10 protein-coding genes and 2 pseudogenes are annotated in these 16,472 nt (G+C 68.8%); 6 read left to right on the plus strand and 6 right to left on the minus strand.

Features of this window, described 5'->3' with window-relative positions; all coding sequences use genetic code 11:
* Nucleotides 1-301 precede the first annotated feature (301 nt).
* The 3 genes and pseudogenes from LXN57_RS36525 to LXN57_RS36535 all read right to left on the minus strand — a co-directional run.
* Nucleotides 302-1,609 carry a hypothetical protein gene (locus LXN57_RS36525; protein WP_251802790.1) on the minus strand — a complete coding sequence of 436 codons (1,308 nt, stop codon included), beginning with the start codon at nucleotides 1,607-1,609 and terminating at the stop codon, nucleotides 302-304.
* A 34-nt stretch (nucleotides 1,610-1,643) separates the two neighbouring features.
* Complete coding sequence (locus LXN57_RS36530; RefSeq protein ID WP_251802791.1) at nucleotides 1,644-6,767, minus strand: PDDEXK-like endonuclease domain-containing protein; 5,124 nt, start codon at nucleotides 6,765-6,767, stop codon at nucleotides 1,644-1,646.
* A 260-nt stretch (nucleotides 6,768-7,027) separates the two neighbouring features.
* Nucleotides 7,028-8,326 (minus strand): annotated as a pseudogene (locus LXN57_RS36535) (UvrD-helicase domain-containing protein); the annotation flags it as partial.
* Nucleotides 8,327-8,476: 150 nt separating this feature from the next.
* Here LXN57_RS36535 and LXN57_RS36540 point away from each other — a divergent pair.
* The 6 genes from LXN57_RS36540 to LXN57_RS36565 all read left to right on the plus strand — a co-directional run bounded on the left by LXN57_RS36540 (nucleotide 8,477) and on the right by LXN57_RS36565 (nucleotide 13,083).
* The gene (locus LXN57_RS36540) at nucleotides 8,477-8,797 is read left to right on the plus strand and encodes an effector-associated constant component EACC1 (protein WP_251802793.1); all 321 of its coding nucleotides are present in this window, start codon (nucleotides 8,477-8,479) and stop codon (nucleotides 8,795-8,797) included.
* Between the two features lie 35 nt (nucleotides 8,798-8,832).
* Nucleotides 8,833-9,954, plus strand: a complete 1,122-nt coding sequence (locus LXN57_RS36545; RefSeq protein WP_251802794.1) for a caspase family protein — start codon at nucleotides 8,833-8,835, stop codon at nucleotides 9,952-9,954.
* A gap of 271 nt (nucleotides 9,955-10,225) precedes the next feature.
* Complete coding sequence (locus LXN57_RS36550; protein ID WP_251802795.1) at nucleotides 10,226-10,753, plus strand: hypothetical protein; 528 nt, start codon at nucleotides 10,226-10,228, stop codon at nucleotides 10,751-10,753.
* A gap of 8 nt (nucleotides 10,754-10,761) precedes the next feature.
* On the plus strand, nucleotides 10,762-11,556 hold the full coding sequence (locus LXN57_RS36555; protein ID WP_251802796.1) for a hypothetical protein: 795 nt from the start codon (nucleotides 10,762-10,764) through the stop codon (nucleotides 11,554-11,556).
* Nucleotides 11,557-11,578: 22 nt separating this feature from the next.
* Nucleotides 11,579-12,004, plus strand: a complete 426-nt coding sequence (locus LXN57_RS36560; RefSeq protein ID WP_251802797.1) for a hypothetical protein — start codon at nucleotides 11,579-11,581, stop codon at nucleotides 12,002-12,004.
* Complete coding sequence (locus LXN57_RS36565; RefSeq protein ID WP_251802798.1) at nucleotides 12,004-13,083, plus strand: hypothetical protein; 1,080 nt, start codon at nucleotides 12,004-12,006, stop codon at nucleotides 13,081-13,083. The genes LXN57_RS36560 and LXN57_RS36565 overlap by 1 nt, the downstream gene beginning before the upstream one ends.
* A 30-nt stretch (nucleotides 13,084-13,113) precedes the next feature.
* Here the strand turns inward: LXN57_RS36565 and LXN57_RS48410 are convergent.
* The 3 genes and pseudogenes from LXN57_RS48410 to LXN57_RS36575 all read right to left on the minus strand — a co-directional run.
* Nucleotides 13,114-13,350: pseudogene (locus LXN57_RS48410) on the minus strand (lantibiotic dehydratase); the annotation flags it as partial.
* A gap of 289 nt (nucleotides 13,351-13,639) precedes the next feature.
* Complete coding sequence (locus LXN57_RS36570; protein ID WP_251802799.1) at nucleotides 13,640-14,842, minus strand: FAD-dependent monooxygenase; 1,203 nt, start codon at nucleotides 14,840-14,842, stop codon at nucleotides 13,640-13,642.
* Nucleotides 14,839-16,233: an MFS transporter gene (locus LXN57_RS36575; RefSeq protein ID WP_251802800.1), complete on the minus strand. Its 1,395-nt coding sequence runs from the start codon at nucleotides 16,231-16,233 to the stop codon at nucleotides 14,839-14,841. Before LXN57_RS36575 ends, LXN57_RS36570 begins: the two co-directional genes overlap by 4 nt.
* Nucleotides 16,234-16,472 lie beyond the last annotated feature (239 nt).

Raw genomic sequence — 16,472 nt, forward strand, 5'->3', positions numbered from 1 at the left:
CGCGCCCGCGTCATTGCTGATCAACACTGTTCAAGACCAGCCAGTCAGCATGACACGACCAGTCCTGTTGGGTCGTAACGGGCAGGAAAGCCTAGTCGCGGCTCTGTCGGATGTTCCCGATCCGCGGGACGCTGGTCATTGTGATTCGGCAAGAGAGCGCGGAACCATCGAACGCCGGTGAGGCTCGGTCACATCATTCACCGGCATCCCCCCTTCAAGGACATCCAGACCACGGCCATCGACACCACGCCAGGTCGAGGAAGACACCGAGCCCGGGGCTCCGACGAGCTCATGGTTTCGATCAGGATTCCTCCTTGCTTCCGAGCTGCCGCTGCGTCCGCTCGGTGATCTCACCGGAGACCTTGCCCATCATCGATTTGGCCCGGCCGAAGGCCCCTACACCGAAACGGCTGGCGGCACCCACGCCCTCTGCGCCGGTCTCCAGGGCCTTGTCCTTCACGTCGGCCCCGGTGTCGAGGACCTTGTCGCGCACCTCGGCCCCCGTTTCGAGGACCTTGTCGCGGGCCTCCGCGGCCGCGTCCAGCCATCGCCTGGCATGCCAGGATCGGCGATCGCGTTCGATGCCGAGCCGACCGTTGAACTCGACGACGGTGGTCGAGACGTGGTTGGTCGAATGCACCACGGCCCGGGAGGTGGTCGGGTTCAGCAGCACCTTCGCGTTGGCCGTGCCGGCGGCCGCGTCCATTCGGGCCATCAGGCGCTCGGTGGCGCGAGAGATGAGGTCGAGGCGGTTCCGCCGGGCGATCCGGATGGCGACGCGATGCTCTTCCAGCTCTTCCGGAGACGCGTCCAGCACCCGGTCGAGTTCGAGCACGGCGACCGCGTCCTGGAGTTGGAAGCAGCGAGCCAGGACGGCGAGCCACTCCTGAACCCTGATCTCGGCTTCCTTGGACGTCTGGGCCAGGTCAGCGACCTTGGTCTGGGTCTCCAGTTTCTCGGCGATGGCGTCGAGCTGCCGTAGCGCGTAAGCCTGGGTCCGGGCCAGCGGCACCGGCGTGGCCTGCACCTTCGACCAGGTGATCTCGGAGACCCGGCCCACCTGTTCCCGGATCGTCATGGCCTCGTCGATGACGAGATCCACCCCGATCATGTCCGCCACCACGGCGTCGGTCTGGCCGCGGAGCACGGCGTCGACCTTCGCGTCGATCACGGCGAGGTAGTCGGTGATCTCCTCCATGCTCTGTTTCATGGCAAGCTGCGCCATGAGCCCGGCGGCACCGGTCAGGATCGCCGGGTTGGCCAGCAGGCTGGTTGGGGTGGTCTGCACAATTTCGAGCAAGCCGGTGATCTTGCCGTGGTCGGTCAGGACGGCGCGCTTGACGTCGCCGCTCGATCCGGTCATCAGGTTGTACTTCTTCATCGCCTGGGCGGACTCCGCGGTCAGCTGGACCCATCGGCCGGAGTGTTCGGCGGCCTCGGCGCCGGCCTTGGCGATCTTGGATCCGGTGCCGAGGGCGGAGCTGAGCCGTCGCAGTCCGAGGTCTTTCGACGGCAGCCGCTCGGATGTGAGAAAACGATCGATAGCTGCCGGATGCCCGATGACCGCCAGGCCATCACCGTCACTGATCAGCTGGATCTCGTTCTCCACCGTCAACTCCTCGAGATGGGGGTACAAAGTGGTTTCACGCTCTGTCACTGTTCTCGGTGAAGTCGCGGGCCAAGGCGGTGGCTTTCACCAGGGGTGCGGCTGCGGTTGCGGTCAGGGCCTTGCGGCCGTACGTCTGCAAGGTCGCCCGGTAGACCGCTTCCGGCGTCTCCCAGCCCAGATCACGGGCATGCGCGGCCATCACGGCGGCCAATTCGGCAGGGGGCACCTCGCCGAGATCCCGTGGACCCAGGACACGTAGCACCGTCGCCGGCTGCCCTGGCAGCCGGTAGGTGCGCGGCAGGACGCCCCGCTCCCCCAGCGGGTTGTCCTCCAGCAGCAGGCCGCGGCGCACCGCAGCGCTGATCACCTTGTTCACCGCGCTGGCCACGCCGCGGGTGACACGCTGACCACCGGCAGCCCGGGTGTAAGCGGTCTGCAGCCGCTCACCAAGGACCGGCCCCTCCCGGTCGACGATGGCGAGCAGCGCTTCGCGCATGCCCGGCGGCGCTGGTTCGGCGGGGCGCGGGGCAGGGCCTTCATAGATTTCGTACGCCTGGAGCACCGGCTCGCCCCAGTCGGAGGTCGACGCCGGTTCCGGCGAATCGACAGGCTCGGGCTCTCGCTCGGCCACGATCACTGGCTCGGATTCAGGCACTGCGACAACCACGGGCTCCGGCTCGATCACCGCTGGCGCAGGCTCGGCAACAGGTTCCGCCTCCCGCTCGGTCCAGCCTGCCGGGCGGATGCCTCGTTCCTCCAGCGCCGTCCACAGATCGATCAGCACGGCTTCTTCGTCCACGACGAACGTCGACTCCGAGATCCGGAAGAACGCCCACCCGCACCGCTCGAGCTCCCGCTGCCGGCCCATGTCCGTCTCATACCGGTCCGGTCCCTGCCAGGTGTCGCCGTCGCACTCGATCGCCAGCCGTCCACGCGGCCCGACCACCACCAGGTCGATCACATACCCGAGCGCCTCGAACTTCGGTAGCACCGTGAAGCCGCGCGCCGCGATCCGGTTGTGGACTCGCTGCTCGAACAGCGACTCGAATGGCAGCACCGGCTCGTCCTCGGCGACGAGCCCACCGGCCTCGAACGGGTCGGCAGCCCGCTCTGCCACGCCGTAGCAGTACTCCAACAGGTGGTACCGCATGTCCTCAGCGTTGCCGAGGTCGCTGGTACGGACCGAGTGGAAGACCCACATCTGGTCCTTGGCCCGGGACGCCGCGACGTTGTAGCGCTGGACGTACATCTCGGAGGTGGCCGCACCGATCCGCACGCCCGGTTCCGGTGCCGTCACCATGCTCAGGAACATCACGTCGCGTTCCGAGCCCTGGAAGTCCGCCGAGTCGCCACAACGCAGGTCACGCCGCTCCCACTCGGCCGGGTCGAGACGGTCCAGCAGCCGACGCTGAATCAGTTTCGCCTGGTGCGGCCCCTGCAGCGAGATCACGCCGAAGGTGAGGCCGTCGTAGCGGGGATCCTCGGTGCATGCCAGGATCTGCTCGGCGATCGCGTCCGCCTCGGCCGGATTGGTCTTCCCGGAGCTGCCGCCGCGGACATAGCCGTTCTCGACGAACACCGGCTTGATCGGGTCGAGCCGATCGGCACCGTACTGACGCACCGGGACGAGACGGATGCCCTCCGGCTCGTAGGCGATCCGGTTGGAGAATTCGATGATCTCCGGTACGCAGCGGCGGTGCTCGGTGAGCGGGATGAGGCCGCTGAACCGCATTTTGGCCTCGTCGAAGAGGCTGCGCTTCGGATCCTGCCAGGACGCCCGGTACGGGTCGTCGTACAGGTACTGGGCAGCGAGGTCGCGCAGGTCTTGCTGGTCGACACCGACCGCGGCCGGGGAGACCTGCTTGTCATCCCCGATCACCACGATTTTCGGGGCCAGGTACTGCAGGAACGTGGCGGCGAGACCGGCCTGGGAGGCCTCGTCGACCACCACGACGTCGAACATGTCCGGCTGCACGTGCAACTGTTCGGCGATCCGGTAGATCGGCATGATCCAGACCGGTACGGACGGGCGGCACCTGTCCATCGCCTGACGGATCTCGGCACGGCGCAGGTGGGCGTACTTTCCGGAGCCCTTGCCGAGGCCGCGGACCAGCTGGCCGTACTGCTGCAGGTTGGCCCGAGCGGAGCCGCTGATCCGGTCCGGTGACGCCGCGTGCCGCCAGGCACGCGCGGCCGCGAGTTCCTCGACGTGCCGACGGATGTCTTGGTCGATCTCGCTGACCCGGGACTGCAACCGGTTGAGGTCGGCGACCTCTCGGGCGGCCAGCCAGACTCTGGCGACGGCCCAGTCCCAGGCGCCCGCCCAGCCTGTCAGACGGTCGTCCCATTGTGGGTGGCCGCAGGTGCTGAGCATGGCCTCGTGCAGCTGCGGAACCTCCTTGCGGAGGCGAGCCTCGAGCTCGTCACGACGGCCGACGACGGTACGAACCTCGACGAGCCGTGCGATCCGATGCACTGCGACGGCATAACCCTCGACGTCCCGGTCGCCGATCGCCTTGGCCAGGGCATGCAGGACCGGCGAGGCGGACGGATCATGCAGTTGGGCGGTGATCGGCTCCCCGGCAGCATCGGCCGCAGCCCGGGCCAGCAGCAGACCGTCGTCGGCGGAGGCCGCGTCCACCACAGCGGCGTAGGCGCGCACGGCGGACAGGTCGGTCCACTGTGGGCGGGGCATCCGCCGGCTGGCGAGGCGCTGCTCCTGTTCGGTGAGGGCGGCACCGAGAGCAAGGACTTGGTGCAGCTGCTGCAGTTCGGTCACATGCCAGGTGAGCCGTTCCTGGAAGGTGTCTTCCGGCGGGACGGTCACGGTTGCTGGCCAGGACCGGTCGAGCGCGGCCAGCAGGCGGCTCGCCTCGTGCCAGGCCAAGAAGGCGTCGACGGCCTCCATCGAGGCGGGTGGGCGGCCGTCGATACGGACGTGGACGAATAGGTCCCGAGCTGCCTTCACTGGTTTGGGAGTGAGCATGCCCATCGCCGGGGTGCCGTCCGCCGCTAGTTTGATCTTGCCGCCGGCCGTGAGATGCTCGCGCAGATGCCGGGCGAGCGACACGAGCTGGCCCAGGTCCGGGCCGGTCGCGGTGACCTCGGTGATGCCGAGCGACCGGACCGGCGTTTGGGCGTGGTCCACGAGTTGCCGCAGCTGGGCGGCCCGGTCCTGCCAGACCTGCCCCCGGCCGCAGACGACGTCGGCCAGCGCCTCGGACATCCAGGTCTCCCGGCGGCGGGCCAAGTCGTCTGCGGTGTCGGCGAGGCGATGCAGCTCGTGCTGCAGGGCGGCCCGGTCCGCCGGCGGCAGGGCACGGACCGCGGCGAACGCCGGGTGCTCGCGGCCGGCCCGGTGCGACTCGTGCACCGCGCGAGCCCGGTCCTCGGCGGCCACGGCCGCGGCGAAATCGGCTGGCGGCAGCAGGGCTGCCGGATCGGCCAGGGTGTCCCGGGCGGATGGCTCATCGGCGATCAGGCGCTGGTCGCGCAGGTAGCCGAGCCATTCGGTGATCTCGGCGGTGCTGAGCGGCGGCCTGGCCGACGGGGCGGCGGGCGTGTACGGGCGGATCCAGCCGTATCGTTGCTCGTCGGCCCGGTGGGCGGCGGCGATAGCGGCCAGGGTTCCCCGGTAGGGGCCTTGCTCGTGCCGGGCGACCTCGGCGGCGCGTACGTCGACGATTCTCTGGTGCAGGTGGGCGCGCTGTCTGCGCAGCCGGTCGATGGTCTCAAGGTGCCGCTCGATCGTCCGTGCGGACTCGGCCGGCTCGAAGTCGATGGCGCGCTGCGAGATGGTGTTGACGGCCACCTTCAGATCAGCCATGTCCTCCCGCGAGGCGCCGACGACGGCTACCGACAGCGGCCGGATCGCCTGCGGCAGTTTCGCCCGGACCTCTTTGAGCGCGCGGTCCGTCTGCGCGGTGACCAGGACCCGCTTGCCCTGCGCGAGCAGGTGGCTGAGCAGCGCGGCGGCGGTGTGGGTCTTGCCGGTTCCGGGTGGGCCCTGCACCAGGGTCTGTGCGTGCCGGTCGACCTGCTGAAGGATCCGCAGCTGATTCTCGTTCACCGGCAGCGGCAGGTAGACCTCGTCGTCCACCTCGACCAGCGCGCCCGGCGTCGGATCGGCCTGCACGGGCGGCCGGTGGTCCGGGTCGACCAGAGGCAGGATGCCCTCCGGCACGGTCTCCGACTCGATCAGCTGCTCCCGGATCCGTTGCAGCACCTCGACCAGGCCGAGGTTGCGGCGGCGCAGCACGACGGCGGGTGCGAGCGTCACCTCGGGCACCGTCGGCGCCCCGGCGCCGGGTTTCTCGGTCTCGTGATACTCGGCGTCCGGGTCGAGGCTGTGCGCGACTCGTTGCAGCAGTTCGCCGACCGCGGCCAGGTGCAACGGGTGGTGCGCGTAGCCACGGGCGGTCTCCCGGACCTCGCTGATGTGCCGAGACTTGGTCAGACGCGAGTCCAGCATGTCGAGTTCAAGGCGGACCGGATCGACCGACTCGGCCGCGGTGATGTGCAACGTGCCACCGACCGGGTCGAGGTCGATCCGGACCGGCACGGTGAGCAGATGACGTCGTACCGGAAGGTGGTCCGCGGGCTGCCAGGTGAGACAGCCGACCGCGAGGACGAGTTCCAGCTCTTCCGGGTTGCTGGCCTCGTCCGTGTGCATGGCGAAGAACTGGCCGTACGCCTCTCGGACGGGCCTCTCAAGGCGTTCACGTTCCGCCCAGGATTCCCAGCCGTGCAGCCACCTGCGGTAGGTGTCCTCGATGCCGGGGTGGTCGAAAAGGCGGAAGACCGCGGGGTTGCCGTCGTCGTCCGGCTCGCCGTCCGGGTCGGGGATCTCGGCGGACAGCCGTGGGACGACGTTCGGATCGTCGAACTCGCCGTCGAGCCAGCGATGCAGGCTGGGGCTAGGCCGCGGCGGGCGGATCCGGTCCAGCCGGTCGATATGGCCGAGCTCAGCGTCCGGCTCGGGCTCCACATCCCAGTGCGCGAAGTGCACGGCGGGGTGCCGTGGCAGGTTCCGCGTCCAGACGACCTCGTCGTACCGTTCGAGCGTGCGCGGCGCCGTGACGGCCGACTGCTGAGCTCGGGCGAGGAACTCGAACAGCCGTACAGCCCGATCCAGAGAGCTCGCTGGAGTGGGGGTCAAGACACGGTTCCCTTCGGTGCGGTGAGTGGTGCGGGCGCGCTTGAACTCACCAACGATGGAGGCGGCCGGCTGGACCCCGGCCTTACAACCGGGTCTTGCACAAGAATGTCATCGATCATCGGAACCGGATCGAACCTAAACGTCAGACCAGGTGGCTCGCATCCCGCTGATCGGCGGGCATCTTCGAACCGTATGGATGACCGCGTCCGACCAGTCGGTTCACCCTGCGGCAGGCTGTACGTGGTGTTCGGCGAGGAACGCACGCCGTCAGGCCGCTTCGGCCCGTCCGGGCCGATCTCGACCGGCTCGATCCCGGCCGCTTGCAGATGGGCCACCACCTCGATGGCCAGCTCCCGGGTCGGTACACAGATTGCCACCGAGCCGTCGGTGGGCGTACCCCAGTCAGCGAGTTGCCCGGCGATCAGCTCTCGCTCCTGCGCCCAGGTGGCCGCCCCGTGGAAGCGGGGGGCGGCGCCGCGCAGCAGCGACCGGTAGCCGTCCAGATCTTCTTGGCCGCCGTCGAGGTCGTCGTAGGCCTCCCCGCTCATGATCTCCAGGGCGGCGGCGAGGATCTGCCGGGTCGTGCGATAGCTGAGGGTAAGCCGGGAGGACCGGCCACGAATGTTGATGCCCAGGCTGCCCAGCGTCACCCGGTTGTCGTAGATGCGCTGGTGCGTGTCGCCGGCGAGGAACATGTCATCGGGTCCGGCCGACACCATGGCGCGCAACATGCGCCAGTGGGCGGCGCTGAGGTCCTGTGCCTCGTCGACCACGACGTGCTGGTAGCGAGGGCCGGCCAGGGCAGCGGCGCGGACCGCGACCTGGCGCCAGGTGATGAGGCCCTGGGCGGCGAGCCACCGGGCGAACCGTTCGGCCAGGTCCCACACCTGCTCCCGTTCGGGTCGGGTGATGTTGCGTCCTCGAGGCGGCCGGCGGTCCTTGAAGCAGGCGGCGCGCGACGCGAGCGCCTGGCCGAGGATCACTTGTTCCCATTCGGCGGCCAGGAAGTCGGCGTCCCAGACGCTGTCGCCGATCTCGTCGGCCAGGAACTTGCGCCACAGCTGCGGCATCTGACTGTCGTCGATCTTGCGCTGGGGTGCCCGTTCGCCGTTCTCCGCTACGACCTGGGCGGCCAGCCTGTCGATGTTGACCACCTCGACCCGGGCCAGTGCCTCCTCACCACCGAGTGCCAGCAGACGGGTCCGCAGGTCGGCGGCCAGGTTGCGGTTGAACGTCGTCAGCAGGATCGGCTTGCCGGCCCCCGGTGGCAACTGCCGGGCCAGGTGGGTCACCCGGTGCAGCGCCACGATCGTCTTTCCGGTGCCCGGCCCGCCACCGACCCGGGCCGGGCCGCTGTAGCCGCGTTCGACCAGCCGCCGCTGTGTCGGGTGCAGGAAGATCTGCCAGGCTTGGAACGACTCGGACAGCATGAACTTCAGCGCCTCGTCGTCGGTGGCCACCTGGCTGGCGGGCCGTCGCACCGCCGCTTCGAAGTCCTCGACGTCGACCGGCTCGCCCGCCTGGACCGGCGTGGTCGCTGCGGCTGCCGTTCCCCGGTAAGGCAGTGCACCGGATCATGGAGGTGGGCTACCCGAAGCCGGCGGCGTTGGCCGGGCCGGTCGTCAAGCCGACACCATCGATGTCTGGTGTTACCGCAGCGGAACGAGGATTATCGCCGCGTGCATGCGAGGATCGCGGTTGGTGACAACGTGACGCACGAGCTGGCGTCTCTCTACTCGTGGCTTCAACGCGACGACGAGTTCCGCGGCCGGGTCAAGACCGTGACGGCCGACCTGAGACCCGGTGACATGGGCGGTGTCGCGGAGATACTGACCGTGGCACTCAGCAGCGGCGGTGCGGTAGCGGCGCTCGGCGGCACCCTGAATGCCTGGATCGCTGCGCGGCGCACCAAGGTCAGCGTCGAAGTCACGGACGGCGACCGGACCTGCCGCGTCGAGATCGATGCCGCCAACGCCGCCAACGCCGCTGAACTGCTGCAAACGGCGCTCGCGTCTACCGGCGAACCGTGATGGCCACGCGCCTGCCGGATCCCCACAGCTCCAATGTGCTGATCATCGGAGCCGCTCAGTTCGCCAGCGACGCGATCGCCGACCTGCCGTCGGTGGCCAACAACGTCTCCGCTCTGGCCGAAGCACTCACCGATCCCGCCGCAGGGGTGGTCGATTCCGCCCGCTGCCGCCAGCTCATCAACCCGCGCACCCCGGCCGAGGTCGGTGCTGCGCTCGACGAGACCGTCCATGCGGCCGGTGACACCGCGATCGTCTACTACGCCGGGCACGGCCTGCTCACCCCGCGCGGAGCACTGCATCTCGCCGTCGCCGGCACCGACCCGAATCGCGTCGCCTACTCTGCTGTGCCGATCGAATGGCTACGCATGGCCCTGGCCGAAAGCCCGGCGAAGAATCGGATCCTGATACTCGACTGCTGCTTCTCGGGCCACGCGGCAACCGCGATGACGTCGGTTTCCTCGGCATTGACCGCAGCCATCGATATCAGCGGCACCTACACCGTGGCCTCGGCGCCGGCCAACTCGACCTCGATCGCCCCACCCGGCGACCGTCATACAGCATTCACCGGCGAGCTGTTGCGGGTACTCCGCGACGGCATCCCCGGTGCCGGCGATCTGCTCTCGATGCGCGACATCTACACCGCGCTCGTCCGTGGCCTGCACGCCCGCAGCATGCCCCGTCCGCAACACCTCGGCACCGGTCTCGCCGACCACATCTCGCTCGGCCTCAACGCAGCCGACAGCCCCAGACGACCGGCCGCACAGCCCTCGGCGACTTCGCCGGAACAGGCCGCCGCCCGAACGAAGGAACAGAGCAGCACGCCTCCGGCCGACACCGCCGCGCTCGAAAAACAATTCCATCAGGCGCTCGTCGACGGCTACCGCGCCATGAAACGCGACATCAACTACAACGCCACCATCTACATCCGAATGATCTCCACCTCGGGCGGGCTCGGCGCGGCCCGCCAGCTCCTGCACGCCTCGTCGGTCTCCAGCGGATTCACCACCCTCTGGGAGAAGAAACGGCTCGACCTCACCGTCGAAGCGTTTGTCCTGCAAGAGCGCTGGTCAGCGCTGTTCACCGACGAAGAGCTCCAGATCGCCCGTGACCGGCTCGCCGAGTACGGCTATCAGCCCACCGCACAGCCAGGCCGCTGAGACGGCGAAGCCGATGCTCCGGCCGGGTCGTCCTCGCGGAGCACCTCTGGGTGCGCTCTCCAGTAGTTGCTGACCAGTACCGCCAGGGCGGGGACGGCTTCGTCGTATTGTTCCGGCGTCATCTCCACGGTCTCGATCCGCGCGATCCGTACTGGCGTTGTACCCGGCGTCGCGGCGCTCGTGGGTGTGCGTCAGCGTGCAACGGCTGGTCATCGTTGCTCAATTGACCGCTACCGATAGTATCGGCCTGCTTGCGGGGAGGTAGATACTCATGGGGGAACTGGCGGAGCGGCTGAGCCTGCTGGTCGTCGAGGCGGCTTCTCCGGACGGCGATATCTCGGCGACCGCTCGCGGCCCGGGCGATGTACGGATCGGCTTCGCGCCGGGCGCCTACCGGCGTTATCGAGCCGCTGTTCTTGCGCGTCAGGTGGAGGCGTTGGCGACGGCGCTCTGGGTGCGCTACCGCAGGCGTTACCTGGAGATCGTGTCGTCGTGGACGTACCGGGACGAAGAGCCCGAGCCGACCGATGAGGACCGTGACTTCCAACGGCAGCTCGCGGATCTGCAGGTAACCGGCGTGTCGGCGCGCGGCCGGGTGATCGTGCGTAGCCGCGCTCTGGTGTCGTGGCACGTCGAGATCGCCGGGGAGCCGGTAGGGTCGCTGACCGAATCGGAGTTTCTGGCCGAGCTGGGCAGCGCGGTCGCGGCGTTGCTGGCCGACCATCGGGCGAAGGTGACCCTGTTGACGGACGCGGTCTACGACATCGGCCTGCCTCGTGCGATGCGGACTGCTGGATAGGGAGTGTCATGACCGACGACCGGCGCGGGCTGCGCCGCCTGCAGGCAGTCCATTGGCTGCTGATCGGCCTCGTGGTCGTCCTCGTCGCGGCCGGCATCGCCGTCGTCGTCACTCGCGACGACGCGGACCCGGTCGTTGCGGACCCCACCGGCGCACCGGTCGCGAGCGCGTCGGTGGCACCGCGGCTGGACTGTGCACCGCAAATCACGGCGACCTGGGCGGACGCGGGCAAGGCGAAGTACGGGTTCGTGTATCGCAGCCGATGCGACCAGGTCGTCCGGGAACTGCGTTTCCGCGTGACGGTGCTCGACTCGGCGGGCGCGCAGGCACCGGACGGCGAGGAGACCGCGTACGGAGGTGTGCTCTTCCCCGGCGGGGAATTGGCTGCCGCCGGCGGCCTGCACGTCAGCAAGGACCAGAAGATCGGCAGCCTTCGGGTTCAGGTGACCAGCTTCGAGGCCGACCCGTCGGGGGCCTTCTCGGCGTGGGCGCAGACTCAGGTCACCGACCTGACCCGCGGCGCGCCCGACTCGTTCGGACGGTTCGACGTCGGCGGCACCGTCGTGGCGCAGCCGCCGTCCGCCCAGGTCTGCGTCGCCGAGTTCGTGCTCGTCATGCGCGGCGAGAACGGCGAGATCGTCTATGCCGACGTGGATCCGACGACCGGGCAGACGCTGCTGAAGCCGGAGTTCTCCGTCGGTGCGCTGCCGAGCCTCGACTTCGCGCGCACCAAGATCTATGCGCCGCAGACGCCGCGCACCGAGCGGCCGCCACGCGCGGGGATGCCCTGCAACGGCTCGTGACACCGCCGTACGAGGAAGGGGGATGGCGATGGAGGGATGGGAGTTCGCGGCCGAGTTGTCGCAGCTACGGATCGTCGGCCGGGTCGATCTGCCGGCGCTGAGTTCGACCTTCGCCGCGATGAACCGGGCGGTCGCCGGCACTGCCGCCGGTGAGACCGCAGCCTTCCAGGCACCCGGCGGTGGGACCGCGGCGAGTCACGCGGTGTGGGCGGCGTTGCGCGACGACTTCCAGAATGTTCTCGGCACCACGTCCCTGAACATCCTGGATGCCGGTGTCACGGTCGAACACGTGGTGGAGGCCTACCTCGCCACCGACGAGGCCGCCCGCACGAGCCTGGAAGCGGCATGGGCGAACGGGCAGACCCCGAGTCTGCAGGAGGCCGAGGAGAAGTTCGTCCAGAACCCGCCACCCACCGTGGTGATCAAGGACGATGACGGGGCGTATTGATGGCCTTCTCCTATCACAGCCCCGCCGAGCTGCAACAGCTCGGCGAGAAGATCCGCGACAAGGCTGTCCGAGTGACGATGGACCAGGCCGCGTCCTATGCCGCCGCACAGCAGGCGGCGAACAACGACGCGACACGCTCGGACACCGGGCAACTGCCTCAAGTGCAGGGTTACACGACACCGGCGCAGGGCCGTCCGGACGACGAGGGCAACCTCCGGGCGTACGTCGGGCAGGCGTACGCCGAAATCCCGGCGATGTTCGCCGTGTTCGGCCTACCCAACCCCGACGACAGCCGGCCGATGCTCGACGCGCTCTACTCGGTCGCCGCCACCGTCGAGGTCGACCTTCAGCTCACCAGCCGGGACAACAAGATTGCCGCGCCGAGCGCGGTCTCCCCGATCAGCGGCACAGCCTCAGTGGGCGAGGTGGTCGACCTCATCGGCGGGCACATGAAGGAATGGACCGGCGACGCCGCCCTCGCGTTCGAGCTGTATCTCAAGAACAACGTCCGGGCCGCGGCCCTCCACCGGGAGATCGCCCTCTCGCTCGCGCTCAGCTTGGAGGCGCAGCTGGAGATCAACCGCCGGATCAACACCGACATCTGGGAGATCGGCCAGAAGACGTACAAGGCTCTGGACGGTCTGGACGCGTGGTGCCCCGGCGCGAACGCCTCCAAGTCGGTGGCGCTGCTGACCATCTCGGGTGCCATCGCAGCAGTGATCTTCACCGGCGCGACAGCCGGTGCCGGCGGAGCCGCCTTCGCCGCAGCCGTCGGCGTCGAAGGTCTGCAAAGCCTGGCCACGACGCTGTCCAACACCGGCCCCTTGCAGAACAAGAAGGTGGACATCGGCGGCCTCACGGTGCCGCCGATCATCACCGGCATGCAGAACGCCATGACCGAGCTGACCAAGTCGATCGACGCCCAGCAGCAGGAACTGGCGAGCGGCCTCACCACGTTCACGCAGGACGTCCACGCCAACTGGAACCGAATCCTCGTCCCGGGTCCACGCGAGATGAACGACGTCCGCAATGCCGACGGCGCCTCGTTGAAGACGTCGGACAGCTTCCGCGTTCGATGACCTCCGCCAGTCCGAATCTGTGTCCTCGTGAGGCAGACGGTCCAGGACGTCCAGCAGAGCGACGAGTGGGTCGGTGCAAGTCGTCGAGGGCCGCAGTTCGATGACGAGCAGCTGCTGCCGGACAAACTGGACGAGCATCCGGTCAACGGCTGCGGGCCTCGCGCCGCACGCAGCAACGACCGTGACTGCCCGCTCCCCCGCAAGTAATCGGTGCGCTGGCCGCGGCGAGAGCAGCGGTGACGCGGCGACGACGAGACCGACCTCCACGGTGAGCAACCCGGGATGCGGTGGTGGCGGCTCGTCCCCGTCCGCCCCGGCCGGCGCTCAGACACGAGCCGGGCAACTGTGAGAACAACGACGACCACCTGAGCGATCAGCTCGGCTGTGGTTCATGATCGACGCTTCTTCCACATCCGGTAGCCGCCGATAAGTGCGACACGAGGTCGCACGCCTTGAGTAGTCCGTCGATGGGAGGTTTCGACTCGATGTCGAAGACGTGACTTCGGTCAGTGTCCTGGACCGATCCCCGCCTCTGGCGTGCGTGGCTGGTAACGAGTTAGAAATCGGGCAGGATGAGGGTCGAATGGGCCGGTCGTCCTCTCGCGGGTGGCATGGAGTTGAGCGCGCGCAGCCTGTGGTTGCGCTGCTCCAGTTCCTGGGCCGTGGCGGGAAAGAGCGTGGCGCCGCCCTTGCCGGCGAGCCCCTGGTTCGCCGTCACGAAGTTGCGGGTGTCGCGTTCGTAGGCCGCGAAACCGGCGGCGTGGTCCCTGCCGGCCAGGGAACCGGCGAGCATGTACGCGCCGGCCAGCGCCAGACTGGTGCCCTGTCCGGTGAGGAACGACGGCGCGTACGCGGCGTCGCCCACGAGGGCGACCCGACCGCTGGACCAGCGGGGTAGGTGTATCTGGGTGACCCCGTCGAAGTACACGTCGTCCGCGTCGCGCATGGCAGCCAGCATGCCCGGGACCTCCCATCGCGCGTCGGCGAAGGTCGTGGCGATCAGGTCCTGTTGGGCCGCCGGGTTCGTGAACGCGCCGAACGGCGGTTCCGGCTGCGCGAAGGTCAGGAAGGCGTGCACGTCGTCGTTGTCCCCCGCGGCGTACAGTGCCGCGGCCCGGCCCGGGCTGTTCCACATGACGGTCTCCCGGGCGAGCCCGAAGGTGTTGCGCATGGTGAACACGGCGAAGCAATAGCCGAGGTACCGGTGGAACTGCTGTTCGGAGCCGAGGATCAATTCCCGGGTATGCGAGCGCACACCGTCCGCACCGAACACCAAGTCGAACGTACGCCGGTCGCCCCCGCGGAACGTGACGCCGACCTCGGGGCCGGACTGGTCGAGGGTGTCGATGGAGTCGTCGAACAGGAACTCCACGTCGTCGCGGACGGCCGCGTACAGGGCGTCGGTCAGATCCCCTCGCCGCACCTCCAGGTCCCGTCCCTCGACACCGCCGGTGACGGCGTGCGGGTTGAGCGACACCACCTCGCTGCCGTCCCCGTCCAGGAAGGTCAGCCGGCGCAGGTCGATGTGCACGTCCCGCAGCCGGGAGAGGATCCCCATCCGTCGGACGACCTCGAGCGCGGTGCCGCGTACGTCGATGGGATAACCACCGCTGCGAACGGTGCCCGCCTTCTCCACCACCGTCACCGCGTATCCGCACCGGTTCAGCCAGAACGCGAGGGCGGGACCGGCGACGCTGGCCCCCGAGATCAGAACCCGGCGCTTCGGTGTGGCACGGACATTTCTCGTCGCGCGGGTCATGCCTTGGCTCCTTTGTTCATGGTGCGGATGGCGAGCAGGGACAGCGCCGTGACGACGCTCGCGATGACCAGGGCGGTGACGTAGGCCGATTCGGCCGGGACGTCCGATCCGGCCGGGGTGCCGGCGGTGAGGACGGCGCCGCCGATCTGCGCTCCGGTGGCGAAGCCGAGTACCCGGATCACCAGGACCAGGCTCGTGGCGGTGCCGGTGGTGCCCTGATCGATAGAGGTGGCGGTCTTGATGACGAGCGCCGTGATGCAGGCGCCGTTGGCCAGGCTGATCAGCGCCTTGCCGACGATGAGGTGCCAGACCTCGGTGTGCACGAACGCCATGCCGATCAGCGAGGCCGTCATGAGACCGATTCCGGCGGCCACCACGGCGGTCGAGCCGAAGCGCCGCGTTCCGAGCCCGCCCAGCGGCCCGCTGATCGCCGCCATCGCGGCGGCGGGCAACAGATACCGACCGATGTCGGTGGAACTGGCCCCGAAGCCGTATCCGTCGCCGGACTCCGCGAACAACTGCGGGACCAGGTAGATCGACAGCGCGGCGCCCACACAGACCGCGAAGGTGACCACATAGGACCGCCAGATCGCGGGCTTCGCCAGCAACCGCAAATCGAACATCGGCGAAGCGGCACGACGCTCGACGGCTATCCATCCCGTCACGAAGACGGCCAGGAGGGCGACGACGCCGACGAGCAGCAGTGGCTGGGAGCCCATGTCGGGCGCCGTCGCGAGCCCGGCCATGAACGTCAGCACGATGCCACTCAGGAGCGCGACACCCGGCCAGTCGATCCTGGCGTCCGACCGGCGCGGTTGATCGTCCGGCACCGACCGGTGCACAAAGACGGTCGCCACGACGATTCCGAGAGTGGGAATCGCGAACATCCAGTGCCACGACAGCCCTTCCGCGATGGGCCCGGCGATCAGCGTCCCCACCATGCCGCCGCCCACGAAGAACCCGCTGACCATCCCGATGGCCACCGGGGACCGGTCCGCCGGAAGGAGCTTGCGCATCAGGATGAAGGCGAGGGGCATCGCGCCGACCATCGCGCCCTCGAGCACCTGCCCGAGGAGCAGCACCGGCAGGTTCGGCGCCAGCGAGGACACGAGGCCGCCGGCCGAGACCACCACCATCAACCAGATCATGACCCGTTTCCCGCCGTAGCGGTCACCGAGGACGCCGGCGATGGGCGCGGTGAGGGCGCCGGTGATGAGCATCGCGATGCTCAGCAAAGCCCCTTGGGCGGGATCGATCGACAACTCCCGCTGCAGCAGCGGAAGCGTCGGTGACACCACCGATTCCAGGACGCCGGTGGCGCCGGCCAGGATGCTGACGGACCCGACGGCGAACTTCCCGATGCGAATCGGAGGAGCCGGAGGTGCGGTCATGCAGGTAGGAGGAACGAGGCCCATGAGACGTATCTCCTATCAGGGGCGTGCGGCGTCGTCGGCGAAACGCGACACCTGGATGGTTCGCCAGCACGACCGTCGCCGTCATCGGCCTGCCGCGGTGACCTCACCCGCCGCGATCACGGTGGCCCGAGGCGCCTCCTACTGCGCGCGCAGGTGCTGCCCTGGCCGGGCACGCCGTCGCCTACCGCGCCCGCAGTAGATCGTTTGTCGCCCGG

Source organism: Paractinoplanes hotanensis, from assembly GCF_023717965.1.
In the GTDB taxonomy this organism is placed as follows: Bacteria; Actinomycetota; Actinomycetes; order Mycobacteriales; family Micromonosporaceae; genus Actinoplanes; species Actinoplanes polyasparticus.

What these genes read in the sequence shown, in the direction of transcription:
- LXN57_RS36550 (WP_251802795.1), top strand. Translation starts at nt 10,226, where the DNA reads ATGGGGGAACTGGCGGAGCGGCTGAGCCTGCTGGTCGTCGAGGCGGCT.
- LXN57_RS36555 (WP_251802796.1), top strand. Translation starts at nt 10,762, where the DNA reads ATGACCGACGACCGGCGCGGGCTGCGCCGCCTGCAGGCAGTCCATTGG.
- LXN57_RS36560 (WP_251802797.1), top strand. Translation starts at nt 11,579, where the DNA reads ATGGCGATGGAGGGATGGGAGTTCGCGGCCGAGTTGTCGCAGCTACGG.
- LXN57_RS36565 (WP_251802798.1), top strand. Translation starts at nt 12,004, where the DNA reads ATGGCCTTCTCCTATCACAGCCCCGCCGAGCTGCAACAGCTCGGCGAG.
- LXN57_RS36570 (WP_251802799.1), bottom strand. Translation starts at nt 14,842, where the DNA reads ATGACCCGCGCGACGAGAAATGTCCGTGCCACACCGAAGCGCCGGGTT.
- LXN57_RS36575 (WP_251802800.1), bottom strand. Translation starts at nt 16,233, where the DNA reads ATGACCGCACCTCCGGCTCCTCCGATTCGCATCGGGAAGTTCGCCGTC.